Genomic DNA, 25234 nt, shown 5'->3' on the forward strand with positions numbered 1-25234 from the left:
CTCTCCTCGACAGTGATTGGTGTAAAGGAAATAAGATGAACATTCTGCCTCGATTCATAAGCCTATGTTTAACCCTTATCCTGCTGAGCCCTGCGCTGGCAAAGGATTTGGAGGTCAAGCCGACCCTTATCTTCGGCGTCGTGCCCCAGCAAGCCTCGGCCAAGTTGGCCCAAAGCTGGTCGCCACTGCTGGCGCTGCTGTCGCAAAATGCAAATATCAAGGTGCAATTTGCAACCGCGCCGGATATTCCCACCTTCGAAGCCAGACTCGCCGCCGGGGAGTATGACATCGCCTACATGAACCCCTATCACTATGCGGTGTTTAGCCGCGCGGATCACTACAAGGCGTTGGCGCGCGAGCGTGACAAGCAGCTGCAGGGGATCATAGTAGTGAGAAAAGATGCGCCCTATACCGAAATTACCCAGCTCGATGGTAAGACCCTGGCCTTTCCCGCGCCGGCGGCCTTCGCGGCCAGCGTGCTGCCCAGGGCCAATCTGAGTCGTCTCGGGCTGAGCAACGAGATCCGCTACATAGGCTCCCATGACTCTGTCTATCTGGCGGTGGCCAGAGGCCTAGCCGATGCCGGCGGCGGGGTGCAGCGCACCTTCGCCAACATGACGCCCAAGACCCGCGAGCAGCTCAGGGTGCTGTGGCGCACCCCGGGTTATACGCCCCATGCGATTGCCACCCATGTGCGACTCGACGAAGCCTTGAGACAGCGCCTATTAGCGGCGCTCGTCTTCCTGCCGGGCACCCAGGCGGGGCAGGCGGCGCTGGACGCCATAGGTTTTCGACCGCTCGTCGAGGCCAGTGACAGCGACTGGGACGATGTGAGGGCGCTGCAACTGGGTGAGCTGTCCCAGCCGCTGAAATCAACTGAGGGAGGCGCGCCATGATCTCATTTCGCCTCAAGACGGTACTGGGGATCGCGCTTATCGAGGGCGTGTTGTTGCTGGTGCTCGTCTACACCAGTATCGATTATCTCAAGAGCTCGAATGAGGCGGAGATCCAGCGCCGCGCCAGCTCCATCATCAGCCTGTTTGCCGCGGCGACCAAGGATGCGGTGATCAGCACAGATCTGTCGACCCTGGAGGAGCTGACTCAGGAGCTGCTGAGTAAAGATCATGTGCGTTATGTGCGCGTCTATGATCAGCAGAATCTGCTTATCGATGAGCGCGCCGCCGGGGTCAGCGAGGCCGACTATCCACATCTGTTGCCAGTAAGTCAGCCTATCGAGGTGGCGGGATTCGCTTTCGGTCGGGTGGAAGTTGGCCTGGATACCACAGATTATGAGCTGCTGGTCTCCAGCGCGACCCGGCAGTTTCTCTCTATCGCCGGGCTGGAGATGCTCTTGGTAGCGCTGTTTTCATGGCTTCTTGGTATCTACCTGACCCGTAATCTGGACTCGTTAAAGCTAGCCTCGGAGCGGATCCTGGGCGGCGAGACGGGGGTACAGGTGCAGGTGAATAGTGACGATGAGCTGGGGCAGACGGCGAAGGCCTTCAACCGCATGCTAGACAAGGTAGAGAGCAATCGCCAGGAGTTGGAGCTGGCCAATACCCAGCTGTCGACCATCTTAGAATCGGCGGTCGATGGCTTCATCATCTTCAACGTCGAGGGAGAGATAGTCGAGGTGAATCCGGCCATCGTCTCACTGTTTGGCTATGAGGCGCAGGCGCTGATAGGCCAGCCGATCGCTAACCTGGTGCCGCTAAATTATCGCGAGCAATACCATCAACAGTTGATGCAGTTTATCGCCTCTAACCGCAGCCGGTTGAGCCATAAGCAGCGTGAGCTGCTGGCACTTAGGGCCAACGGTGAGCGCTTCCCCGTGGACATGGCGATCTCTAAGATGATCATCAACAACCAGACCATGTTACTGGGCTTGGTGAAAGATCTCACCGAGATCAAGCGTAAAGAGGCGCGAATCCGCCGCAGCGAGGCTATCTTGCTGGCAACCTTGGAGGCCAGCCCGGATGCGCTGATCACCATAGATATCGCCGGCAAGATCCAGGCCTTTAACGACGCGGCCAGCAGCCTGTTTGGCTATGGACGTAAACAGGCCATCGGCGCTCAAATGGCCGACCTCTTGTTTGTCGACAGCCAGCATGAACGCTTTAGTCGCTGCCTGCAAACTTTCCGCCAGACCGGAGCCGGGCCTGGCATTAAATCTAACATTACCCTGCATGCCCGCAAGCAAGATGGTGAGGCGCTGCCGGTAGAGCTCAAGTTGGTACCTGTGCAGATGGGCGATGAGATCTTGCTCACCGCCTTCTTGCACGATATCTCCAGGCGTCTGGCCTATGAGCGCGAGCTTCAGAGCGCCAAGGAGCAGGCCGAGGCGGGCAGTCAGGCCAAGTCGCGCTTCCTGGCGACCATGAGCCATGAGATCCGCTCGCCACTCAACGCCGTGCTGGGCAGTGTTGACCTCATCTTAGGCTCGAGCCTGGATGAGGAGCAGCGCCTCTATGCCCAGACCGCCAAGGAGGCGGGCACCGCGCTACTCTCTACCATCAACGATATCTTGGACTTTTCTAAGATTGAGGCGGGTGAGATAGGCGTCGAGCTGGAGACCTTCTCGGTGCAGAAGCTGCTGGAGCAGGTGATCAATATCTTGCAGCCCAAGGCGCGGGAGAAGGGGATAGCCTTCGCCTGTTTTATCAATCGCAATGTACCCGATGAGGTGGAGGGGGATCTGCAGCATCTCAGGCAGGTGCTGCAAAACCTGGTGGATAACGCCATCAAATTTTCCCATCGCGGTTACATCACTCTGGAGGCCTGGGTGCCCGATGCGGCCCAGAGCGACGCCTCGCTCTGCTTTAGTGTGGCCGATCAGGGAATTGGGATCAGCCAGTCGGCGCAGCGCAAGCTGTTTAAGGAGTTTAGTCAGGTACATGACCAGCGCAATACTCAATATGGCGGCACAGGTCTGGGGCTGGCGATATCCGCCCAACTGGTTCGTCTCATGGGGGGCGAGCTTACCCTGGAGAGCCTGCCGGAGCAGGGCAGCTGCTTCAAGTTCGATGTCAGAGTGAAACTGAATAGCCAAGGAGCCACAATGCCCCGCCATCTGCCCGCTCACGCCAGAGTCTTGCTGCTGCATCCAGATAGCCACTTCCACAGAGTGCTGAGCAAGCAGTACAGCCAATACGGGGTAAGTTGCGTCTGTGTGGATTCACCTGAGCAGCTGTTTCAGCCCCATCTGGTTAAGGGGCGTTTCAACCTGATCCTGCTCGATGAGTCCTGCCTACATAGTTTGAGCCAAGCTGACTGTGAGCGCCTATCTCAAGGCTATCTGATCGAGCAGGGTCGCCTGTTGGCCCTGATGGATAGCCTAGTGGCACCGATCGACAGCCAGCTGAGTGAATTAAGACCGAATCTCACCGAGCTAGGCATAAGCGGCCATGTGACTAAACCGCTCATGCGCCAGCAGATGCTGCAACTGCTGCAAGATGGCGCCGCGCCAGCACAAGATACGGCCCGTCAGAGTGAGATGCCCACAGCCTCGAGTCAGAGCCAACTGCCTATCTTGATGGCCGAAGACAGCAAGTCGAATCAGCTTATCGGCGGCGCCATGCTGACCAAGGCGGGCTACCGGGTGGAGTTTGCCAACAATGGGGTCGAGGCGGTGGAGTGTGTCGCCAAGCATGACTATGGGCTGGTGCTCATGGATATGCGCATGCCGGAGATGGATGGGCTTGAGGCCACCCGGCGCATACTGGCGAGTCATCCGCACACCATCATATTGGCGATGACTGCCAATGTGCAGAAAGAGGATATCGAGGACTGCTTCGACGCCGGCATGCAAGACTTCATCGCCAAGCCGGTGAACCGGGCCGAGCTGCTCCAAAAGGTCGCCTATTGGCTCGATAAGGCGAGTCGTCAGGCGCCTGAGAACTCGACTGAGCTGGATAACCATAGAGAGCCAGAAAATGAGAGATATGGTGAGAGGCATGAAGAGAGTTATGAAGATAGATACGAAGAGAGCAGTGACCGGAGTCTCGAGACTCAGGCGGTTATTTCGCTGGCAGACCAGGACAGGCTGCTGGATAGTCAGGTGATCGCTGAGCTGACCCAGACCTTAGGTCAGGCCTCGCTGGATAACATGTATGGCGTCTATCTCAAAGAGACAGAGTCGCGCCTTAGCTGTTTGCGCGACTTGCCCTTAGATGCGTTAGATGAGTTAGATGAAGATAGTTTCGAGCAGCTGGAGACCCAGGCCCATACGCTCAAGAGTAGCTCGGGCAGCTTCGGCGCCAGCGCGCTGGCCGAGGTCGCCAAGGCGCTGGAGCAGGCGGCGCAGTGGCGCGATCGGGCGCAGGTCGAAACTTTGTTAAGTGAACTCTTTACTGTGGCCGAGCTGACGATGGCGGCCATAGCGGCTAAGATAACCCATAATCAAGATGAGGCGGTGCGGCGCGTTGCCGATGCCTGAGTTCAAAGGAGTGCATATGGAAATGAAGGAGACATTTACCGCCTTGCTGGTGGAGGACAGCCTGTCTCTCGGCGCCCTGTATACCGAGTATCTGCGCGGCGAGGGTGCCCTGGTGACTCAAGTCAACTATGGCGAGGACGCCCTGAGGGAACTGGCGCAGTGGCAGCCCGACATCTTGGTGCTGGATATCAAGCTACCCGACATGTCGGGGATGGATATCTTAACCCAGGCACAGGCCCAGTACCCAGATACTGTGGTGATCATGATCACCGCCCATGGCAGTATCGATATCGCGGTGGATGCCATGCGCGCCGGCGCCTTCGACTTTTTGGTGAAACCCTTCGATGCCAAGCGGCTCAGCATTACCCTGCGCAACGCCAGAAAACAGCGCCAGCTGGTGAGCCTGGTCAGCAAGTATGAAAACAGCCTGCCTAAGTCTAATTACATGGGCTTTATCGGCGAATCCCTGGCGATGCAGACTGTGTATAAGACCATAGACTGTGTGGCCAACAGTAAGGCCTCAGTGTTTATCGTCGGCGAGAGCGGCACCGGCAAGGAGGTGTGCGCCCAGGCGGTGCACCATGCGGGCACGCGCCGCGACGGTCCCTTCATCGCGCTGAACTGCGCCTCTATACCGAAAGATCTGATAGAGAGTGAGATCTTCGGTCACACCAAGGGGGCCTTTACCGGCGCACATGCCAGCCGTGAAGGCGCCGCCAGCCGCGCCCATGGCGGCACCCTGTTTCTCGACGAGCTGTGTGAGATGGACCTTGAGTTGCAGAGTAAGCTGTTGCGATTCATTCAGACGGGTGTGTTTCACCGGGTCGGCAGCGCCAAGGAGGAGCAGGTGGATGTGCGCTTCGTCAGCGCCACCAATCGCGATCCTTGGGAGGAGGTGAAGGCGGGGCGTTTTCGCGAAGATCTCTTCTATCGCCTGCATGTGATCCCCATAGAGCTGCCGCCACTGAGGGTCAGGGGCAAAGATATCCTCTTACTGGCAAACAAGTTGCTGGCCGAGTACTCCGCCGAGGAGGGCAAGGTGTTTACCGAGCTGAGCGATGAGGTGCGCCAGCTGCTGATAAGCTACCCTTGGCCCGGTAATGTGCGTCAGCTACAGAACGTCATTCGTCAGGTGGTGGTGCTTAACGAGGGGCCGAGTGTCACCAGGGAGATGCTGCCGATGCAGATCGTCTCGGGTGCCGCCGCGCCAGCAGAAGCTATCCATGGCAGAGTGTCTGGCGCAGCTAGCACTATTGGCCAGGAAGCTATTGCCCATGAAACTCTCGCCCAGGAAACTGTCGCAGCATGCGAGGGGGCTGACAAGGCGTTAGCCGTGGGCAATGATGAGATAGTGCCTCTGTGGATCGCCGAGAAGCAGACCATAGAGGCGGCTATCGCCCGCTGTGACGGTAATGTGCCTAAGGCAGCGGCGCTGCTGGATATCAGCGCCTCGACCATCTATCGCAAGCGTCAGAGTTGGGAGGAGATGGAGCGCGAAAGTTTAAACGCCTAGCTGAGCGCCAAGATCGAATTTGCCCAAGCTTAGGCTAGAAGCTCCTTTCCCACAGGGCATACAGGCTGGTATCCCAATCGTGACCGCCGCTATGGACAAACTGGCGATAGCTGAGGGTGCCGCCCAGTTTGAGGGTACCCTCAAACCAAGGTCTGTGGTAGCTGGTATCGAACTGATAGACCCGCTCATATTCGCCAGGAGACACTGGGTTACCACCTGCGCTATTGCCAGTATCTATACCGTCGGTGTTGAGCCTGAGCCAGCGCAACTTGTTGGTGACGCTGTGGCCATCGCCTAGCTGAGTGATGCCACCAAGGACTAAGGTCTCGGAGTCGTTATCATAGGTGCTGCCCAGGCTCCTGCCGTAGTAGCGGTAGCCACTCTGGTAAAAGCCATGCTCATACAGACAGTTATAGGCGTTTGGGTCGATGCCGCAGGCTACCTTGGTATCGGCATATTCGATGAAAACCCGGGTGCTAAGTGCATCTAGCATAAAGTCTACCCCGCCCAAGTTAGCGGCATTGATCAGCTTGTTTTTGCCGTGGTGGTAGTCTTCGTGGATCCGTTCGAAATAGATGCCATAGGGGACGCCGAAGGCGGTGTCCGACCAGCGAAAGTCATAACCGGCGAGCATGTTTTCCTGGCCGTTGGTGACTTCACCCTCAGACTGGCCACCATTAAACAGGCCATCCCACCAGTCACTCAGGCTATTGCCATAGCCTTCGCCGCCCCACTGCATGGTCCAGGAGAAGCCGACCTCTAGTTTAGAGATAGGTTTGAGGGTGCCGCGGGCGCCCCAATGTCTAGCGTCGGGCACATAGCGGTCGCTCTCCATCTGGCTGAAGCTGGTGGTAAAGGTCCAGGGGCCTATCCAGTTAAGCCAGGGCGATTCGAATGCGGCGCTGTTGTTGCGGCTTAGTGTCACGCCTGGCATGGGGCGGGCATTGGTGGTCTGAATAAGGCCGGTATCCCATCCTGGCCCCCAATATCTTTGCTGAGCACCGGCGCTGAGGATCCAGTTGCCCAGGCTCAGGGCGGCGAAGCTGTTGTCTAGTCGGCTGCTGTTGCCATCAATCGGGTCTTGATGATAGCTGGCCGAGAGGCGACCGCTAAACCACTCCTTGGTGACCTCGAAGTCCACCTTGGCCTCGGCCTTGTCTCTATAGTCATGACCAAAGCCCAGGAAGCGCGCGCTGTCGGTGGCCGCCCCCAGGCCAACGCGGCTACTAAGGTCTCTATGGTCTCTGGCATAGGCGCTCATCACCCTGTTGTAGGCCGCGGCCTGGGCCGGAGAAAGCTCGGGCAATTCGGCTGCATCGAGATCTTGCTTGAGCCCGGCCCACATCAACGGATAGGTGGTGACCGGCTGTTTGATTATCCCAGTGTCGGCGAGCAGTTGAATGTCGGCTCGCAGCGGCAGGTCGGTCGGCTCTATCCACCAGGCGGCAAATGCCGAATGGCTGCTTAAAAGTAGGAGGGGAACGGCTAGGTATCGTTTCATCGGCTCATCTTTTCGATCAGAATTTTTGCGCGAATATGATGATTAATTGGCTAATTAACAAGGGAAATATCGATAATTGCCGGATTAGTCACCCGGCTTTGTAGCTTTGTGTTGCCCAGGTGATTTCTAGGTGAATTAAGCGTGGGATTTCGGTGGTGATTTTGTACTGGCGATAGGGGGGAAAGGTTAACAGCTTGTGGGGTGCTCACCGGTTGGCTGCAAGCCTGATAAGGTGCTGAATACGAATGCAAGGCGCGGCGAAAGGCTTTTCACTGCCCCGCGCCTAGCTTAGTATCTTTTACGCAAAGTATGATCAAATTGTTATTAAATTCTTAGGCGTGGAGATGGCATACTAAGGCAATCTAGGACGAAGAGAATTTATATTGTGAGTCATATATTTAAGCAAGAATGGTTAGATGAGTTGGTCGAGATCGCCAAGAAGGCGGGCGAGGCCATCATGCAGGTCTATGGCAGCGACCAGATGGATATTCAGGCCAAGGCCGACGATAGCCCGGTGACCGCAGCCGATCTGGCCAGCCACAAGGTGATCGTCGAGGCGCTTGCGCGCTTGACGCCAGACATTCCCGTGATGTCTGAAGAGGCCGCCGACATCCCCTGGGAGACACGTAAGCAGTGGCAGCAGTATTGGCTTATCGACCCACTGGATGGCACCAAAGAGTTTATTAAGCGTAACGGTGAGTTCACCGTTAATATCGCCTTTATCGACAAGGGGCGCGCCCTGGCTGGGGTCGTCTACGCGCCCGTGTTGGATAAATGTTATTACGGCGCCCAGCATTATGGCGCCTGGTTGGCCAGCGCCGATGGGGTGACAGATTTGAACCAGCTGGCGGTTGCGGCGCCGAGTGTGCCCAGGATTGTCGGCAGCCGCTCCCATGTGAGCCCTGGGCTTGCGGCCTATCTCGAGGCCATAGGTGAGCATGAGATGACCAGTATCGGCAGCTCGCTGAAGTTTTGTCTGCTGGCCGAAGGCAAGGCGGATATCTATCCCCGCCTGGGTCTGACCAGCGAGTGGGACACGGCGGCGGCGCAAGCGGTATTGGAAAGTGTTGGCGGTCTTGTGGTGAATGCCGATAACGGCAAGCCGCTGGATTACAACCAGAAAGAAGATATTTTAAATCCCTACTTTATCGCCACCGCAAAGCATTGGCGCGATAAGTAAGAAAAAGAGAATAAGATTGGAGCAGAGTATGATGAGAATGGGTGTTGACCTGGGGGGCACTAAGATAGAGCTGGTGGCCCTGAGTGAGGCCGGTAAGGAACTGTTTAGAAAACGTATCCCCACGCCGCGTGAATACAAAGCCACCCTAGATGCCATCGAGGCACTCGTCAATGAAGCAGAGTCTACTCTGGGTCAAAAAGGCACTGTGGGTGTCGGTATTCCAGGGGTGATCTCTCCTTTCTCTGGTCTGGTGAAGAACGCTAACTCGACCTGGATCAATGGCCATCCCTTAGATCTGGACTTAGGTGCGCGTTTGGAGCGTGAGGTGCGGGTGGCCAACGATGCCAACTGTTTCGCCGTGTCCGAGGCGGTAGACGGCGCCGCGGCCGGTAAAGGCCTGGTATTTGGGGTGATCATAGGCACGGGCTGTGGCGGCGGTATTGCCATCAACGGCAAGGTCCACGGTGGCGGCAACGGTATCGGCGGCGAGTGGGGCCATAACCCGCTGCCCTGGATGACACCCGAAGAGTTCAACTCTACCGAGTGTTTCTGCGGCAACAAAGACTGCATTGAAACCTTTATCTCGGGCACAGGCTTCGTGCGCGACTATAAGGCGGCCGGTGGCGATGCGCCCAGCGGTATCGAGATCGCCCGTCGTATGGAGCAGGGTGAAGCGCTGGCGACCGCGGCGTTTGAGCGCTATATCGACCGTCTGGCCCGCTCGCTGGCCCATATGATAAATATGCTGGATCCCGACATTATCGTGCTGGGTGGCGGCGTATCCAACATAGAGGCCATCTATCCAAGATTGCCCGAGGCACTGTCTAAGTATGTGCTTGGTGGTGAGTGCCGTACCCCTGTGGTGCAGAACATGTATGGCGGCTCATCTGGGGTGCGCGGCGCCGCCTGGCTCTGGTAATGACTTCCTTGCATCCCTAGGTTACACTTGCCCCCACTTTTCAATGGGGGCAAGACTTAGGGGCAAGGATAGCCATGTTCTGGGTAAAAAAACTAATTTCACAACTCTTAATGCCGATCCCATTATCGGTATTGTGTCTGTTTATCGCGATTCTGATCCTGCGGCGACGCAAGTTCGTTAAGGCGCTGATCACACTCTCTTTTGCCATCTTATTGCTGACGAGCAGTCAATGGGGCAGTCATCAACTGACCGCACCGCTCGAGGGGCAATACCCAGTCAACAACGACCCGATAGAAAACGCCTGCGTGGTGATGGTGCTGGGCAGTGGTCACGATTCCACTATCGCCGATCGCGCCACCCTGCAGCTCTCTGCCACCGCACTGGCCCGTCTTACCGAAGGGGTGAGACAACTTAGCCTAGGGCAGGATTGCCAACTGGTGGTCAGTGGTTGGGGTGGCAGTGACGCTGTGCCTCAGGCGCAGGTGATGGCCAATGCCGCCATCGAGCTCGGGGTGAACCCTGAGCGGATCATTCAGTTTCCCCTGGCCAAAGATACCCTGGAGGAGGCACAATTTCTCAAGTGGGAGATAGGTGATAGCCCCTTCAGGCTGGTGACCTCGGCCACCCATCTGCCACGGGCCATGATGATCTTTCATCAGGCTGGCATGCACCCTCAGGGGGCGCCGGCAGACTTTATCGCCCGGGGTGGCTACTGGTGGCAGCTAGATGCCCACAACCTTTTAGCCTCCCAGCGTTCGATCCATGAATATGTGGGGCAGACTTGGCTTAAGATTAAATTTGCTTTGGCAGATTAGCGTTTGGAGATTATGGAACAAGAAGCAGTTGTCATTCGCGCGGTGACCAAGCGTAACGCGCGCACCTTTACCCTGATTGGCGGCATCGCCTTAATCAGTGCCCTGTGCATGTTTATCGCCTCCCGGGCGCTGATGGGGCCGGGCATGGTCTGTTTCATCTTCGGCATGATCTTTACCGTGCTGGGGATAGCCAAGTGGATGCAGCCCGAGGTGAGCATAGAGTTAAGGCCCAGGGGGCTGGTGTATCACCATCACAGGGGCAGCATCTATCTGGAATGGGACAATATTCAACGGGTCGATATCCCTCGCAGCATTCAGACGTTTGATAGCCATGATCTGCCCTACATTGGCGTCAGGCTGAAATCCCTGTTGCCGCTGATCGATGATATACCGCCCAGGCTGGCGACTGGTCTCCTGAGCGAGCAGCGCCCGCTGCTGATCTCCTCCCTGAATCTAGACGGTGAACTTGCGGACCTCGAGCATTATCTCAACTCTGAATTCACCCCCATCACACTAGAAGGCACAGATTTCAGTGGCGTGCAGGCGATGTTTGCCCGGCGCTGCGCTCAGCTCAATACTCAGCTGGGTTACCATGTTTACTTGCCGGAAGATTGTTTAGACAGGGCGCCGAGGGAGTTTCTCGCGCTGCTTAGGGAATATAGAAGCAACCTTAGTCAATAGTTGGTCATCCTGGCCTGTTAAAAGTTACTGCTGATCATATACTCATTATTATGAGTACAAGAAATGGGTACAAAAGACGGGTATAAATAAGGCCACACAATCCTGTGGCCTTATTTGTTAAAGCTGTCCACTTAATTTAGCCCGATAGGGCTCTCGCCAAGCTTACCTAGATTAGGCAGATTTAGTGAGTTCTTTAAAATAATTGTCTAACTGAGACTCTGCCTCAGGTTCGGCATCAGATTTGGTTTCAGGGTTAATCGCTTGGACGTCTGGTTCGCTGGCGAGCAGGGCGACCTCTTCGCGTACGCGCATCCCGATAAACTGACCCCCTTCGAAGATCTCCATCGAGTTACAGGCGATCTCACCCTCGACGCTACCTGTGCTGGTGATGTTTAGTTTTTCACACTTCATCTTGCCCTTAAACGCACCAGAGACCTTAATCTCCTTACACTGCAGCTCGCCTTCGATATAGCCATCGACTTCGATTGTCAGCTTACCGGTCGCGCTGATTTTGCCATGCAGTTCGCCGCCGATGAGGGCTTCGCCGGCAAAATGAGTTTCCCCTGATAATTTAGTCCCTTGCGCGATAAAGGTGAGACCTGCTTTGTTATTTTTCTTTCCAAACATAATGATTAACTTTTTGCCCGTTTTGCCCAATATTACCCTTAAACTTTGTGTAACAAAACCACTAATATTTGGCGCTGCCTGTCAGTTTTTTGGCAATGCTTTTCACTACATTAGCTTAGTTTTATCGATTGATTAGGGCAGGGCGCTACACAGGCGCCGCAGCCGTTACACAGCTCGGTATCGATCACAGGCTTGGGCGCCTGACCTATGCTGGCGGTAAAGCTGATGGCTCTGGGATCGCAGGCATCTTTACAGGTCTGACACCAGATGCCGCTGTTGGCCAGACAGCTCTGGTCGATACTGGCCTTGATCTGCCAGGGAGTTTCTTCGATGTCGGTAAACAGCGGCTCGGGACACACCTTGGCACAGGCGCCGCAGAAGGTGCATTCATCCTGACTGAAGCTGACCTCGGGAAAGCCACCGTCGCCACGGGAGAGGATCTTGGTCTCACAGGCATCGATACACTTATCGCAGCGGGTGCAAATATCGGTAAATTCGACATCTGTGCGGCTCCAGGGAGGGCGGATCACCTGACTCTTGCGGCGGCTGAAGAGGTTGCGGCGGCTTTGGTTGATGCGATTGCTCATAGATTCACTTGCTATCAAATGGGGGGCCTAAGCCCCCGTCTGCTTTAGGCCTTGTAGCCGCTCGGATTAGAGGACTGCCAGTGCCAGCTGCTGTTGGCCATATCTTCTATGGTGTGGGTGGCCTGCCAGTTCAGCTCTGATTGCGCCTTGTGAGGATCGGCGTAACAGGCGGCGATATCGCCGGGACGACGTGGTGCGATCTGGTAGGCGATAGTATGGCCGCAGGCCTTCTCGAACGCCTTGACCATGTCCAGTACGCTATAGCCTTGGCCTGTGCCCAGGTTATAGGTGACCAATCCTGGCTGGGTGTTGAGTTTCGCAAGCGCCTTCAGGTGCCCCTTTGCCAGATCAACCACATGGATATAGTCGCGCACCCCTGTGCCATCATGGGTGTCGTAGTCGTCGCCGAAGACGCTAAGCTTCTCGCGCTGACCCACGGCAACCTGAGCGATGAAGGGCATCAGGTTATTGGGGATATCGTTGGGATCTTCGCCTATGAGGCCGCTCTCGTGGGCACCCACAGGGTTGAAGTAACGCAGTCTGGCGATGTTCCAGCTCGAGTCCGAGTGGTGTAGATCTTTCAGGATATGCTCGACCATCAGCTTAGACTGGCCGTAGGGGTTGGTGGCACCCGTGGGGAAATCTTCGGTAATGGGCAGTGAGGCGGGATCGCCATAGACGGTGGCCGATGAGCTAAACACCAGGTTCTTCACGTTAAATTCGGCCATCACCTCGCACAGCACTAAGGTGCCGGTGACGTTGTTTTCATAGTAACGCAGCGGCTGGGCCACAGACTCGCCGACCGCCTTGAGGCCGGCAAAATGGATCACGGCATCGATATCATGGTCGGTAAAGACCTTCTGCAGGAAGGCCTTGTTGAGCACGTCGCCCTGATAGAAGGTGACCCCTTTATTGGTGATCTGCTCGACCCGTTTGAGGGCCTCGACGCTTGAGTTGCTCAGATTGTCTATGATCACTACCTGTTGATCATCATTAAGTAGCTCAACGACAGTGTGGCTACCTATGTAGCCTGCGCCACCAGTGACTAAAATCGTCATTAATCTTTATCCTGTTGTAAATCTGAAACTAATGTTTTGAGGTAGTCGGCAAAATCCCTGCCCACTTCGTGATGGCGCAGCGCGTATTCGACATTGGCGCGCATATAGCCGAGTTTGTTGCCACAGTCATGGCTCTTGCCATGCATGTAATAGGCGTTAACGGTTTGAGTGTTCATCAACATGGCGATGGCATCTGTCAGTTGGATCTCATCGCCGGCGCCGGCAGGGGTCTTGCCCAGCAGCTGCCAGATCTGCTTAGGTAGCACGTACCGGCCAACCACGGCTAAGTTAGATGGTGCCTGGCCCACCTTAGGTTTCTCCACCAACTCATTGATAGGTTTAGATTGCCCGGCCTCCAACTGATGGCCGTTCACATCGGCGATACCATATTGGTCGACGCTGCTCTCTGGTACGCCCTCAACCATGATCTGGCCCACTTCGGTTTCATCAAACAGCTTGACCATCTCGGCCAAGTTATCCCGGCTGAGATCGCAGCTGGCATCGTCTATGATGACGTCCGGCAGTAGGACCGCAAAGGGCTCGTCGCCCACGACCTTTTGGGCACATAGGATGGCGTGGCCCAGCCCCTTGGCCTGAGATTGGCGCACGCTGATCACAGTCACGTCGCTTGGGCAGATGGCCTGCACCTCGGCCAGTAGCTGACGCTTTACCCTGCGTTCGAGTTGGGCCTCGAGCTCGAAGCTGGAGTCGAAATGGTTTTCGATGGAGTTCTTACTGGCATGGGTAACCAGGACTATCTCATTGATCCCGGCGGCTATCGCCTCGTTGACCACGTATTGGATCAAGGGTCTATCGACTATGGGCAACATCTCCTTGGGGATCGCCTTGGTTGCCGGAAGCATGCGTGTGCCGAGACCCGCGACGGGAATAACGGCCTTGCGAACTTTATGCTGTTTCATCCTAATCCTAGTTGGCTGCGCAAAATGCCCTTTTATTCTAATAAAAACGCCCTGAAAAGCCAGGAGATTTAGGCGCTTTGGCCGCTAGCTTCTCGGTATCCGTCGAACTAGTCGGCGTCGGCCTTAGCCCTAATCTGACGCCATTAGAGGCGTGCTGGATACCAGAACTTGGTTTGAGCAGAGTAAGCAAAATACCTTTACATAAAAATTTGTCTCATGGGGTAAGCAGATGAAATTGATGTCAAAGTCGGCATTTGTGTCAAGAGTGTTACATGTCTGATTTGTTATAAGTATTTAAATAAAAACGATTTAATTTTTTAAAGTCTGCCTGATGTAAATTTGAGGTTACATCTTGAGCGGCGCGGCAGCCAAATTATAAAGTGTGATCCTGTTAACAAACTCTGGCGTTTAGTCAAATATGGAGGCAGGAGCAGTCATTTGTGTTGTATTTATCATGAGTAAACAAACTACGTATCAGGCCAGACTGCCTGATAGCCAAGGGGTCATCCAATACCCTGACAATGAACATGAGATCTGGCAAGCGCTGTACGACAGACAGAAGGGCAATTTGCCCCACTATGCCTGTGATGCCTATCTGAAAGGGCTCGAAGATCTTGCCTTGCCTGCAGATCGCATCCCGCAGCTCGGCGAAATCGATGCTGTGCTGCAACAGGCCACGGGCTGGAAGACGGCCGCCGTACCGGCGCTGATCTCGTTCGAGAAGTTTTTCCAGTTGCTGGCGAACCAAGAGTTTCCGGTTGCCACCTTTATCCGCAGCAAGGAGGAGTTCGACTACCTGCAGGAGCCCGATATCTTTCACGAGATCTTCGGTCACTGCCCGCTGCTGACCAATCCCTCATTTGCCCGTTTCTCTCACGAATACGGTAAGTTGGGTCTGGCCGCCTCGAAAGAGGAGCGTGTCTTTCTCGCCAGACTCTACTGGTTTACCGTGGAGTTTGGTTTGATCCGTCAGGCCAACGATGAGCTGAAGATCTACGGTGGCGGCATATTAAGCTCGCCAGGTGAGACGCTATACGCCATGAGCGACACCCCGGTGGTGAAGCCTTTCGATCTGTTGGATATCTTAAGAACCCCTTATCGAATCGATATCATGCAGCCAATTTATTACGCTATTGATTCAATTGATTATTTAGACGAAATCGTCAAAATGGACATCATGGGTGCCGTGACCAAGGCGCGTCAGTTAGGGCTACATGCCCCCATGTTTGAGCCCAAATCGAAAGCCAGTTAAGCAAGCCAGTTAATAGAGCCAGATAAGAAAATCAGAAGGAAGAAGTATGACTGAATTAGCCCAAATGAAATGCGAAGCCTGCCAGGCCGACGCGCCTAAGGTGACCGATGCCGAGTTGGCCGAGCTGATCCGCATGATCCCTGACTGGGGCGTCGAGGTACGTGACGGCATCATGCAGCTTGAGCGTGTCTATAAGTTTAAAAACTTTAAGCTGGCGATGGAATTTACCAATAAATTAGCAGACTTAGCCGAGGAAGAGTTCCATCATCCCGGCATTCTAACCGAATGGGGCAAGGTCACCGTGACCTGGTGGTCTCACTCGATCAAGGGGCTGCACCGCAACGATTTCATCATGGCGGCCAAGACAGACCAGTTATTGGACTAAGTTAAAATTTATTTAAAAACAGCGTCATAGCCTAGCTATGGCGCTGTTTTTTTGGTTGCTTTTCGAATCCGGTGTAAACAACTCTTGCCACAAATCTCATTACACTCTAACGTATAGGCGTTTTATCGGCATTTCTGCGTGGCGTGTCACACTTTTTTTGGCATGAGACGCAACCATGCTCGCGATAATCCCAAAAACCGTGAAGTAATAAATATAAAAAGGGACGAAAGGGTATGCGCTTAGAAGTAAGTTGCATCGACCGCGTGGGTCTAGCAAAAGACATTCTGGTGATCCTCGAAGGCTATGGCATTAACCTGATAGCTATCGACGCCAGTAACCAGGGATTTCTCTATCTGCAGTTTGCTGAGGTCAACTTTGATGTGCTCAGCGAGCTGCTGCCGTTAATCAGGAAGGTGGAAGGGGTGCACGATGTGCGCACCGTCTCTTTCATGCCTTCCGAGCAGGAGCATTACGCACTTAAGACCTTGTTGAAGACGCTGCCGGATTCGGTCTTCTCCATCGATGTTAAGGGGCGGATCCGTATCGTCAACGAGTCGGCGCTAATGACTGTCAACATGGGTGAGCACGAGGTGCTCGACGAACCCCTCAATCATTGGGTGCAGGGCTTTAACTTCAACCGCTGGCTCAGCGAGCCGCTGGTGTTGGCCCAGGCCACCCGGGTCAACATAGGCCAGAGCGAATACCTGGCCGAGATGCTGCCCATCTATCTGCCCGACGAGAACGACAAGACCATTTTGGCTGGCGCCGTAGTCTCCCTCAAGTCGCCCGCACGGGTCGGCAAGCAGTTTAACGCCCTACAGAATCAGACCACAGGGTTTGAGAATGTGCTGGCGGTCAGTGACAAGATGAAAGAGGTGTTAGTGCAGGCCAGACGCATGGCCCAGCTCGATGCGCCTCTGTTGATCACTGGTGAGACGGGCACAGGCAAGGAGCTGATGGCCAGAGCCTGTCACGATGCTAGCATGCGTCGTGAGCATCCTTTTATTGCGATTAACTGCGCCGCCATGCCAGACAGCGCCGCCGAAGAGGAGCTCTTCGGTTATGTCAGCGGTGGTGAGGTGGTCAAGCGTGGCTTCTTCGAGGAGGCCAAGGGCGGCACCGTCTTCTTAGACGAGATAGCGGAGATGTCCAAGGCGGCCCAGGTCAAACTGCTGCGTCTGCTGCAGGATGGCACCTTCCGCCGGGTGGGCGGCGATGTGGAGGTGCGCTCGGACGTGCGCATCATCTGCTCGACCCAGAAGAACCTGGCCGAGCTGTGCCAGACTGGAGAGTTCCGCGAAGATCTCTACTATCGCATCCATGTGCTCAGTTTCCATATGCCTTCGCTCAGAGAGCGCAAGGTAGATGTGATCCCCCTGACCGAGATGTTCCTCGAGCATTACAGTCAGCAGCTGTCTATTCCTATTCGTCGTATCTCGGCCCCATGCCGCGAGCATCTGCTGGGCTACGCCTGGCCGGGTAACGTGCGTCAGCTGAAAAACGCCATCTTCCGTGCGGTATCCATGTGGGATGGCTCGGCGGAGCTGACTGTGGATCAGCTCAAGCTACCGTCATACGCCGAGGGATTTGGCTATTTCGATCATCAGTTTGAGGGCAGTCTGGATCAGGCGATGAAACAGTTTGAGGCGAGCCTGCTCAGACGCCTCTATCCGGCGTACCCCAGTACCCGCCAGCTGGCGAAGAAACTCGGGGTGTCGCACACGGCCATCGCCAACAAGCTGAGAGAATATAAGATCAGCAAGCAAAAAGGGATGTAAAACCTTATTGCCAGTTGGCTGGCGGTTTTCTAGGCAGAGACAAGGCCGAAACCCCATGAATTTGGGGATCTCGCTGCCTGTCATGAATTGTTTACAAATTTGAATGTTAAGGGAAGGAGTGTGATTTGTATCACGCTATTCCTATCTTGAGGCGCATAGGGTATTTCTATGCCAAATTGATAGTCCCAGACCCATTAGCGGCGCGCCCCTAAGGTCTGGCAAGAGAAGAATTCGGAAGGAGTGGGTATGAAGTTAGCAAGTTATAACAACGGCCGTCGTGACGGTCAGCTGATGCTTGTGAGTAAAGATCTAACCAAGGCTGTTGCGGTACCGGCCATCGCGCACACCATGCAGCAGCTGCTCGACGCCTGGGATCTGCTTCAGCCGCAACTGCAAGAGCTTTATGAGGCCCTTAACCAAGGCGTGCTCGACAACACGGTCGACTTCGACGAGAACAAGTGTCTGTCACCGCTGCCACGTGCCTATCAGTGGGCGGACGGTAGCGCCTATGTGAACCACGTTGAGCTGGTACGTAAGGCCCGCGGCGCCGAGATGCCAGAAACCTTCTGGACAGATCCTCTGGTGTATCAGGGCGGTTCTGACAGCTTTATCGCACCTAAGGCGGATATCGAGCTGGCCAGCGAAGAGTGGGGCATTGACTTCGAATCTGAAGTGGCGGTGATCACCGACGACGTGCCTATGGGCATAGACGCAGAGTCGGCCGAGAAACATATCAAGCTGCTGATGCTGGTGAACGATGTGTCGCTGCGTAACCTGATCCCAGCCGAGCTGGCCAAGGGCTTCGGTTTCTTCCAGTCTAAGCCGTCCAGCAGCTTCTCACCTGTTGCCGTCACCCCTGATGAGCTGGGTGACAAGTGGCATGAGTCTAAGGTGCATCTGCCGCTGATCACCCATCTGAACAACGAGCTGTTTGGTAAGCCAAACTGTGGCATCGACATGACCTTTAACTTCAGTCAGTTGATTGCCCATTTCACCAAGACTCGTCCATTGGGCGCCGGCGCCATCATAGGTTCTGGCACCATCTCTAACTATGATCGTAGCGCAGGCTCTAGCTGTCTGGCCGAGACCCGTATGCTGGAGACCATCAGCGACGGTAAGCCATCGACTTCATTCATGCGTTTCGGCGATCGCGTGCGTATCGAGATGCTGGATGAAAATGAGCAATCTATCTTTGGTGCCATCGATCAGCAGGTTGTTGAGTACAAAGGTTAATTCTAAAAAACTTTTGAGACTTCGGGGCGACCAAGGTTGCCCCGTTTTTGTAACAGCCGCCGGGCAATGGGCGGAGAGAGAAAAGGAGCCATGTGATGAAATTATTGGGCTACTGGCGCTCCAGCGCCGCTTATCGGGTGCGTATCGCATTGAATTTGAAGGGACTGGATGCAGAGCTCGAATCCGTGCATTTGGTGAAGAATGGCGGCGAGCAGCACTTGCCTGAGTACGCTGCGCTCAATCCCCAAGAGCTGGTGCCAACCCTGATCGAGGGCGACAACGAATTTGTCTTGTCTCAGTCGTTGGCGATCATCGAATATCTCGACGAGCAGTATGGCGGCGCCATGATGCTGCCAAAAGATCCCAAGGAGAGAGCCGAGGTGCGCGCCATGGCACTCTCTATCGCCTGTGAGGTGCATCCGCTGAATAACCTCAAGGTGTTGCAGTATCTCACCAACACCCTTGAGCTGGATGAGGACGCCAAGAACGCCTGGTATCATCACTGGATCCACCAAGGCTTTAGCGCCTTCGAGAAGCAACTGGAAAAGCACGCCGGCACCTACTGCTATGGTGATGAGGTGACGCTGGCGGATCTCTGCCTTATCCCTCAGGTTTATAACGCCAATCGTTTCAAGGTCGACTTAGGCGCTTATCCCAACATTCGCCGTATCTGGGATAACTGCCATCAGCTCGAGGCCTTTGTGCTGGCGGCGCCCGAGCGTCAGGCCGATGCCAGTTAGATTGGTCTCATGAAGCCGTTAGCACCCCGCTAAGGGTTATTCATCAAGAACTCGACGAACGCCCTGTCGGCAAGGCCGATGGGGCGTTCTCTATTCCAGGCAATATGTAGGTCTAGATGCACCGCAGGTGAGAAGGGGATGGCGCGGATAGGATCCCTGGCCTCTATCACCATCTCCAGCACACTGGTGATGGCAAATCCTTGGGCGACCACCTGCTTGATCAGGTTGATAAGGTTAGTCTCGAAGGCGATATTCACCTCGAGATCCAGCGCCTTGGCCTGAGACAGCATCCACTCGCGGTGGAAATAGCCGGGTTTAAACATCACCAGCTCCTGCTCGAAAAACTGCTCCAGGGTGATTCCTTTGTGCTCCGCCAAGGGGTGATCTTCTCCCACGGCCACCACCATCTGCTCTCTGAGCAGCAGATGACTGTCGAAATTAGGCTGCAGATCCTGGCCCGTGATGATGGCGATATCCACCTCTTCATTTTGCAACATGCGCAGGCTGTCGCGGGTACCGCCCTCGAACAGGGAGAGCTTGAGATCCGGATACCTGTGCCTGAAGGCCATCAAGCGAGAGGGCAGGTAGTAGGAGCCCAGCATGCCGGGCACAGCGATGCGCACCTCGCCCTTGGTGAGGTTGGCCATGGACTTAATATGGGCCTCGGCCTGTTTGACCTGCTTGAGGATCAGCCTGGCGTGTTGCGCCAGCGCCTCGCCCTCGGCGGTGAGGGTGAGGCGGCTGCCATCCTGACCGCGATAGTGTTTGTTGCGGTTGACGAGTGTGACCCCGAGCGATTCTTCGAGGCGTTTTATCCCCTGACTCAGGGCGGGCTGGGCGAGGTTGAGCTGCTTGGCCGCCAGGGTAAAGCTGCCTTTGGTCGCCAGCGCCTCGAACTGCCTAAGCTGTTTGATATCCATCTTTCACCACACCTTCTTGCATTTATCTATCACGCTGAGTTAGCACCATTGTCTTAAGCGCTTTTTAGCAGACTGTTTTCAAGCATTAGTCATCGGAATTATCTATAACAAGTTATTATCGACATCATAGTTATAATCTATTTTTGTTATGTTAGCGCCGGTGCTAGCCTGTGTCTATCTATCCTATTGAGCGCGACAACATGACCGCCAGCCGTCCACTACAACTTCGCCTGATCTGGGGCCTCTCTCTGGCCTCTGTGGTGATCTACATCAACCTGTATATGGTGCAGGGGATGTTGCCGCTGATCGCGACCAGTTTTAGCGTGTCGCCGGCCCACGCCACCCTGTTGTTGTCTGTGACCAGCTTCTCCATGGCCTTCGCGCTGCTCTTCTATGCCACCCTGTCTGACAAGCTAGGCAGGCGTAAGCCGCTGCTCTGGAGCCTGGCGCTGCTTGTGGTGGCGGATCTCATGTTGATCTGGGTGCAGGATTTCTCGGCGTTGGTGGCGGTGCGTTTGTTTCAGGGGATACTGCTGGCGGCGGTGCCCGCCATCGCCATGGCTTATTTTAAGGATCTGCTCGATACCAGCGTGCTGCTTAAGGCGGGGGCCATCTATATCGGCGCCAACAGTCTGGGGGGCATCGCCGGGCGCCTGCTCGGCGGCTTGATGACAGAGTATCTGACCTGGGTAGAGGCCATGGGGCTGGTGAGTGTCTTGACCCTGGCGGGCGCGGTCGGTGTACTTATCTTACTGCCGCGACTCGACCGGGTGCGGATCCGTCGCCGCCAACACAAGAGCGGTTTTGGCCTCGCCGATCTCAAGGGCTTTGGCCTGCACCTTGGCGATGCCACCCTGGTGAAGCTCTACCTCCTGGGGGCGTTGGCCTTCATGGTGATGGTCAATCAATTTAGCTATATCCAGCTGCACCTGATGCAGGCGCCGTTTGGCTGGGGTAAGTTTCAGGTCACCCTGATCTTCCTCTGTTATCTAAGCGGCACCTACGCCTCGTTCCGCTCCGCCAAGTGGGTGACCCGCCTGGGACGTCAGCCGCTGTTTATCCTCTCTGCGGTGATGATGTGCGTCGGTAGCCTGGTGACCCTTGGGGATACCAGCAGCGCCATCGTCATAGGTTTCCTGCTGTCGAGCTTTGGTTTCTTCACCTTCCACAGCGTCTGTAATGCCTGGGTAGCCCAGCGCGCCCAGCAGCACAGGGCTAAGGCCACGGCGCTCTACCTGTGTAGCTACTATCTGGGGGCGGCGCTGGGCGGGCCTTTCCTCTTGCCCTTCTGGCAGCATTGGGGCTGGAGCGGCGTGGTGGCTGGCAGCCTGACCCTGCTTAGCGGCGTGATCCTCTTGGTGGTGATGCTGCAGCGCACCCATAGGCCGCGCACGCCGCTGTTAGATGCGGCGGGTTAATGGACTTCTGCTTAACGGCGGGCTAACGCCTAGGCTTCGATTAGTTGATGAAGGTCTTACGGTTGAGGCCGAACTTCTGCATCTTGTCATAGAGGGTTTTGCGCGGAAGTTCCAGCTGCTCCATGGTGAGCTTGATGCTGCCCTTGTTGTTACTTAGCGCCTCTTCGATTAGCAGGCGCTCGAAAAACTCCACCCGCTGCTGCAGCGACATGTTGGCGTTGAGTTGACTGCTCTGTCCTAGGGAGGTGGCAAAGGCCGCCTCTGGCCCTAAGAGCACATAACGCTCGGCCAGATTGCGTAGCTCCCTGACATTACCGGGCCAGTCGTGGGAGACCAGCTGGGCCGTGTATTCGGCCGTCAGGGGGATCAGCGCCTTGTGATAACGGGCCGAGGCGACCCGGGCGAAATGCAGAAACAGAAGACCGATATCTTCGCGACGCTCCCTGAGGGCCGGAATCGGCACTGTCACCAGATTGAGGCGATAGAGGAGATCCTGGCGAAACTCGCCGGTGTCGCACAGACTCTTGAGATCCACCTTAGTGGCGGCAATGATGCGAATATCCAGGTCTATGCTCTTATTGGAGCCGAGGCGCTCCACCTTCCTGTCTTCCAACACCCTGAGCAGCTTAACCTGCAAGGATAGCGGCGTGCTCTCAATCTCGTCGAGAAACAGGGTGCCGCCGTTGGCATACTCGAACTTGCCGATACGTGTCTTATCTGCGCCGGTGAAGGCACCAGATTCGGCGCCAAACAGCTCGCTCTCTATGATGGTCTCTGGGATGGCGCCGCAGTTGATGGCAACGAAGTTGGCTTCGGCTCGAGGGCTATGGTCATGCAGATAGCGGGCGACCAGCTCCTTGCCCGTGCCTGTCTCGCCTTCAATTAACACATCGGCGGGCATGTCGATCACCTGATGGATGATGTGGCGCATCTGCTTGATCCCCGGGCTGTGGCCCAGAATGCGCGGCCCTGGGGTGCTCTGGGATTCCAGCTCACGTTTCAGGCTGCGGTTTTCCAGGGTCAGGGCGCGTTTCTCCAGCGCGCGCTTGGCGATATCCAGCATGTGCTCATTGTTAAAGGGTTTCTCGATAAAATCATAGGCTCCCTGTTTCAGCGCCTGCACCGCCATGGCGATATCACCGTGGCCGGTCAGCAGTATGATGGGAATATCCTTGTCCTGAGCCAGCAGGGTGCGCATCAGCGACAGGCCGTCAATATCTGGCATGTTCACGTCTGAGATCACTATGCCCGGCCAGTTGTCGGGCAGGCCCAGGCCAATCTGTTTGGCGTCGGTGAGGGCCAGGGCGCGGTAGGATTCCAGTTCAAACAGCTGTACCAGCGCCGAGCCTATCAGGGGCTCGTCATCGACGATTAAGATGTCGTATTGATTAAAAACTTGATTTTGCATCGTTATCCTACTGCATGTATGGGCAAGGTGATCTGGAAGATGGCGCCGCCCTGTTTGCGGTTGGCAACGCTTATCTTACCCTGCATCGCCTCGACGATACGCCGGGAGATCGACAGCCCCAAGCCCAGCCCCTGGCGCGAGCTGGTGTAGTAAGGGTCGAAGATCTTCTGCATCTGGCTCTCGTCTATGCCAGTACCTGTATCTTCTATGGTGATCTCCAGCCGATTGCTCACCACCACACCTATGATCAGCTGTTTCGGGTTGCTGGCGCGCATGGCTACCATGGCATTGCTCATCAGGTTGATCAGCACCTGCTGTAGCCTAATCGGGTCGCCCCAGAGCAGCGTCTGACACTCTGTGTTGTTGAGCACCAGATCTATCCCCTGTTTGTCCACCTCGGGCTGGACTATGGTCAGCGCATCCCTGATGCACTGCGCCACGCTAATCGCCTTGTCGTTGCCCTGGCTCTTACGGGTAAAGCTCTTAAACTGCGAAACTATGGCTGCCAGACGGTCGGTGAGCTCTATGATGGTCATTATGTTGCTGGAGACATCGTCCCACTTGGCGCGGGAGAGCAGGGTCTGGGTGTTCTGTGCATAGCTGCGAATCGCCGCCAGTGGCTGGTTGATCTCATGGTTGATGCTGGCCGACAGGCTGCCGATCACCGTCAGCTTGGCGGCCTGGATCAACTCATCCTGGGCCTCTTTGAGCTGTTGATGGCTGGTCTCCAGCGCCTGAGTGCGTTCCTTGACCCTTTGTTCTAACTGTTCATGGGCCTGTTGCATGCGGCGGGTGTTCTTACGCTTCTCGATGGCGAATAACAGCGCCAGCGCGCACAGCAGATAGAGGGCGCCATAGAGCAGCAGCAGTGGCGGCAGCGAGCGGTAGATGGGCGTCATGGGCGAGAGGATATGCACCTGCCAGCCCGCGTCGCTCATGTAGGCGGCGTTATCCATAAACTCGGCGCCGCGCTTGTTATCGCCTATCTGATAGATCTGATAGTCTGCCGCCAGGGATGGGGCGAAGGGGGGCTCGATCGCCAGCGGACTGATCTCACGGTTGGCGTAGCGTCTCGAGGATTCGATGCGCTGCTTGAGCTGATGAGTCACAGGCGTCAGCGCGGTGAGGCGCCATTCAGGTCGGCTGGAGAGGAAGATAATATGGTCCGGGTCGCTGATGGCGAACTCATAGTTGCTGCCCCTGGCCATGCCTGTGCTCTGCTGCTCTATCTCGGTAACATCGACCTTGACCACTATCGCCCCTAACACCTTGGCCTCGCCCTGGCTGGGGGTGACCGGATAGCCGTGGCTGTAGATGGGGTAGGAGAAGTAGTAGCCGCGTTTGTTCGAGCTGGTGCCGACGGCGAAATAGCGGCCCATCTTGCCCTCGATGGCATCCTTGAAATAGGGTCTGAAGGCGTAATTCTTGCCGATAAAGGAGTAGCTCTGCTGCCAGTTGCTGGCGGCGATGGCATCGCCGTCGATATTGACCAGATAGATATCCAGCGCCTCTGTGATGCTCTGGATCTCCTCCAGATAGCGGTTGAGTGGCGTGATGGTATCGGGATCGTCCTGTTTTAACAGGGCACTGGCCAGCAGCGGGTTGGTGGAGAGCACATGGGGGATGCTCTCATAGCGACTGAGGGAGCCCGAGAGGAAGCTCAGCAGCTCCTTCATCTGGGCGTTGGATTGTTGCCGCGTCATCTCATAGCCATGTTCCAGATGGAACCAGTAGGCGACCCGTAGGGTAAAGGCGAGGCCCAGGAGTATGATGAAGCCGACGCCGAGGTATTTTCTTCTTGTTATAATTTTCGACATATAAGGCATGTCCAATTGAAAAAGCGAATCTGAAAGGGGACCGATTA

At 55.6% G+C, this 25234-nt stretch carries 21 protein-coding genes; 13 read left to right on the plus strand and 8 right to left on the minus strand.

Annotated features, from left to right (window positions below; translation table 11 throughout):
* Positions 1–35 precede the first annotated feature (35 nt).
* The 3 genes from K0I63_RS07220 to K0I63_RS07230 are packed head-to-tail and all read left to right on the plus strand — an operon-like array spanning position 36 to position 5948.
* Positions 36–896 carry a phosphate/phosphite/phosphonate ABC transporter substrate-binding protein gene (locus K0I63_RS07220; RefSeq protein ID WP_220082996.1) on the plus strand — a complete coding sequence of 287 codons (861 nt, stop codon included), beginning with the start codon at positions 36–38 and terminating at the stop codon, positions 894–896.
* The gene (locus tag K0I63_RS07225) at positions 893–4435 is read left to right on the plus strand and encodes a PAS domain S-box protein (RefSeq protein WP_258406959.1); all 3543 of its coding nucleotides are present in this window, start codon (positions 893–895) and stop codon (positions 4433–4435) included. Before K0I63_RS07220 ends, K0I63_RS07225 begins: the two co-directional genes overlap by 4 nt.
* 16 nt (positions 4436–4451) lie before the next feature.
* Positions 4452–5948 carry a sigma-54-dependent transcriptional regulator gene (locus tag K0I63_RS07230; protein WP_220082997.1) on the plus strand — a complete coding sequence of 499 codons (1497 nt, stop codon included), beginning with the start codon at positions 4452–4454 and terminating at the stop codon, positions 5946–5948.
* Between the two features lie 34 nt (positions 5949–5982).
* Here K0I63_RS07230 and K0I63_RS07235 read toward each other — a convergent pair whose 3' ends face one another.
* Positions 5983–7449, minus strand: a complete 1467-nt coding sequence (locus K0I63_RS07235; RefSeq protein WP_220082998.1) for a capsule assembly Wzi family protein — start codon at positions 7447–7449, stop codon at positions 5983–5985.
* 385 nt (positions 7450–7834) lie between these two features.
* Between K0I63_RS07235 and cysQ the strand changes: the two genes are divergently transcribed.
* The 4 genes from cysQ to K0I63_RS07255 all read left to right on the plus strand — a co-directional run bounded on the left by cysQ (position 7835) and on the right by K0I63_RS07255 (position 11044).
* A complete protein-coding gene (cysQ, locus tag K0I63_RS07240) occupies positions 7835–8629 on the plus strand; it encodes a 3'(2'),5'-bisphosphate nucleotidase CysQ (RefSeq protein ID WP_220082999.1) in 795 nt (264 codons plus the stop codon).
* A 28-nt stretch (positions 8630–8657) separates the two neighbouring features.
* Positions 8658–9548, plus strand: coding sequence for a fructokinase (gene mak / locus K0I63_RS07245; protein WP_220083000.1), 891 nt, complete (start codon positions 8658–8660; stop codon positions 9546–9548).
* Between the two features lie 74 nt (positions 9549–9622).
* Positions 9623–10363, plus strand: coding sequence for an ElyC/SanA/YdcF family protein (locus K0I63_RS07250; protein WP_220083001.1), 741 nt, complete (start codon positions 9623–9625; stop codon positions 10361–10363).
* Positions 10364–10375: 12 nt separating this feature from the next.
* A complete protein-coding gene (locus tag K0I63_RS07255) occupies positions 10376–11044 on the plus strand; it encodes a DUF2982 domain-containing protein (protein WP_220044800.1) in 669 nt (222 codons plus the stop codon).
* Positions 11045–11215: 171 nt separating this feature from the next.
* Here K0I63_RS07255 and K0I63_RS07260 read toward each other — a convergent pair whose 3' ends face one another.
* From K0I63_RS07260 to galU, 4 genes are all read right to left on the minus strand, one after another.
* The gene (locus K0I63_RS07260) at positions 11216–11671 is read right to left on the minus strand and encodes a bactofilin family protein (RefSeq protein ID WP_011865230.1); all 456 of its coding nucleotides are present in this window, start codon (positions 11669–11671) and stop codon (positions 11216–11218) included.
* Between the two features lie 110 nt (positions 11672–11781).
* Positions 11782–12258 (minus strand): ferredoxin-type protein NapF, encoded by a 477-nt coding sequence (gene napF / locus K0I63_RS07265; RefSeq protein ID WP_220058563.1) that lies wholly within the window; start codon positions 12256–12258, stop codon positions 11782–11784.
* 44 nt (positions 12259–12302) lie between these two features.
* Positions 12303–13316 (minus strand): UDP-glucose 4-epimerase GalE, encoded by a 1014-nt coding sequence (galE, locus tag K0I63_RS07270; protein WP_220083002.1) that lies wholly within the window; start codon positions 13314–13316, stop codon positions 12303–12305.
* Positions 13316–14236: a UTP--glucose-1-phosphate uridylyltransferase GalU gene (gene galU / locus K0I63_RS07275; protein ID WP_220083003.1), complete on the minus strand. Its 921-nt coding sequence runs from the start codon at positions 14234–14236 to the stop codon at positions 13316–13318. The genes galE and galU overlap by 1 nt, the downstream gene beginning before the upstream one ends.
* Positions 14237–14690: 454 nt before the next feature.
* On the opposite strand from galU, the gene phhA reads away from it, so the two are divergent.
* The 5 genes from phhA to maiA all read left to right on the plus strand — a co-directional run bounded on the left by phhA (position 14691) and on the right by maiA (position 19624).
* On the plus strand, positions 14691–15488 hold the full coding sequence (gene phhA, locus K0I63_RS07280; protein WP_220083004.1) for a phenylalanine 4-monooxygenase: 798 nt from the start codon (positions 14691–14693) through the stop codon (positions 15486–15488).
* Between the two features lie 46 nt (positions 15489–15534).
* Entirely contained in the window at positions 15535–15873 is a 339-nt protein-coding gene (locus K0I63_RS07285; protein ID WP_011865235.1) for a 4a-hydroxytetrahydrobiopterin dehydratase, read from the plus strand.
* Between the two features lie 233 nt (positions 15874–16106).
* Positions 16107–17651 carry a transcriptional regulator TyrR gene (gene tyrR / locus K0I63_RS07290; protein WP_011865236.1) on the plus strand — a complete coding sequence of 515 codons (1545 nt, stop codon included), beginning with the start codon at positions 16107–16109 and terminating at the stop codon, positions 17649–17651.
* A 246-nt stretch (positions 17652–17897) separates the two neighbouring features.
* Complete coding sequence (locus K0I63_RS07295) at positions 17898–18884, plus strand: fumarylacetoacetate hydrolase family protein (protein ID WP_011865237.1); 987 nt, start codon at positions 17898–17900, stop codon at positions 18882–18884.
* A 95-nt stretch (positions 18885–18979) separates the two neighbouring features.
* Positions 18980–19624: a maleylacetoacetate isomerase gene (gene maiA, locus K0I63_RS07300; RefSeq protein ID WP_220083392.1), complete on the plus strand. Its 645-nt coding sequence runs from the start codon at positions 18980–18982 to the stop codon at positions 19622–19624.
* Positions 19625–19653: 29 nt separating this feature from the next.
* On the opposite strand, the gene K0I63_RS07305 is transcribed toward maiA, so the two are convergent.
* Positions 19654–20544 carry a LysR family transcriptional regulator gene (locus K0I63_RS07305; RefSeq protein ID WP_220044807.1) on the minus strand — a complete coding sequence of 297 codons (891 nt, stop codon included), beginning with the start codon at positions 20542–20544 and terminating at the stop codon, positions 19654–19656.
* A 200-nt stretch (positions 20545–20744) separates the two neighbouring features.
* Between K0I63_RS07305 and K0I63_RS07310 the strand changes: the two genes are divergently transcribed.
* Positions 20745–21962, plus strand: coding sequence for an MFS transporter (locus K0I63_RS07310; RefSeq protein WP_220083393.1), 1218 nt, complete (start codon positions 20745–20747; stop codon positions 21960–21962).
* Positions 21963–22002: 40 nt separating this feature from the next.
* Here K0I63_RS07310 and K0I63_RS07315 read toward each other — a convergent pair whose 3' ends face one another.
* Positions 22003–23370, minus strand: a complete 1368-nt coding sequence (locus tag K0I63_RS07315) for a sigma-54-dependent transcriptional regulator (protein ID WP_011865241.1) — start codon at positions 23368–23370, stop codon at positions 22003–22005.
* A gap of 2 nt (positions 23371–23372) precedes the next feature.
* A complete protein-coding gene (locus K0I63_RS07320) occupies positions 23373–25196 on the minus strand; it encodes a sensor histidine kinase (RefSeq protein WP_220083005.1) in 1824 nt (607 codons plus the stop codon).
* Positions 25197–25234 lie beyond the last annotated feature (38 nt).

This window comes from Shewanella rhizosphaerae (assembly GCF_019457655.1).
GTDB lineage: Bacteria > Pseudomonadota > Gammaproteobacteria > Enterobacterales > Shewanellaceae > Shewanella > Shewanella loihica.